The 819-nt window shown below is 59.7% G+C and carries 1 protein-coding gene and 1 pseudogene; both read right to left on the bottom strand.

What is annotated here, in order from left to right; genetic code table 11:
* On the bottom strand, window positions 1–329 hold a 329-nt coding region (locus tag A5791_RS16165), incomplete at its 3' end, for a response regulator (RefSeq protein WP_156661370.1).
* Window positions 330–690: 361 nt separating this feature from the next.
* Window positions 691–819, bottom strand: a pseudogene (locus A5791_RS16160) (type VII secretion protein EsxI); the annotation flags it as partial.

The following is an 819-nucleotide window of genomic DNA, read 5'->3' as shown; positions in this document are numbered from 1 at the left end:
GTCAGGAACAGGGTGGGGGTGTATGCGTCGGATTCGCGCACCCGCCGCAGAATGTGCAGGCCATCCACGTCGGGCAGCATGATGTCGAGCACCAGCACGTCGGGGGCGACCTTGTCGAACTTGGCTATGGCGTCGCGCCCGTTGTGGGCGATCTCGACATCCCAGCCTTCGTAGTGCAATGCCATCTTGACCAGGTTTGTCAGGGCCGGCTCGTCATCCACCAGCAAGACACGGATCGGTGACCCGTCGGCTCGATAGATGCGTGGCAACTGCCCGAGGATGGCCTGGCGTGGCCGCTGGTTGCTCGCGTAACCCGTTATTGCGGTCATCGCTTTCATTCTTCCAAGCCCATATGCGGTTGTCACAGAGTTCATAGAGTACTCAAATGTCAGCGTGCCACGGGCGGGGTCCGACGACGGCGGGTGGTTCGGGCAAGCGGCAAATATTTATGATTTACAACCGGTTTCACGGCACGGAATTTCGCTGCTGATCGGTGCGTGCTACGACGGTAAGTACAACAGTCACATCAGCCACCTCAGTCTCTAGAGCGGCCGGCCAATGCGTTTACAACGTGATATCACCGGTGATAGCGCATCCGAGACCGCAACGTGGCCGGTGGCGATGATTGACTCAATCCTAAGCGCCGAAAGCCCCCAAATCCGTTAGGACTCAGGGGCTTTGGCGACGGTACTAGGCCCAGCTGGACCCGACGGCACTGTCCGTGCTGGCCATGTTGCTGCCGGCCGCTTGGACCTTTTGGCCGTGGGCGTTGGCCTGCTCGTAGATCACCTGGAAGTTGCGTCCCAACTGGGTGATGAA

The sequence above is a fragment of the Mycobacterium sp. 852002-51163_SCH5372311 genome, from assembly GCF_001667115.1.
GTDB lineage: Bacteria > Actinomycetota > Actinomycetes > Mycobacteriales > Mycobacteriaceae > Mycobacterium.
The sequence above is the reverse complement of the archived record's forward strand: the minus strand, read 5'-3'. Positions and strand labels throughout refer to the sequence as shown.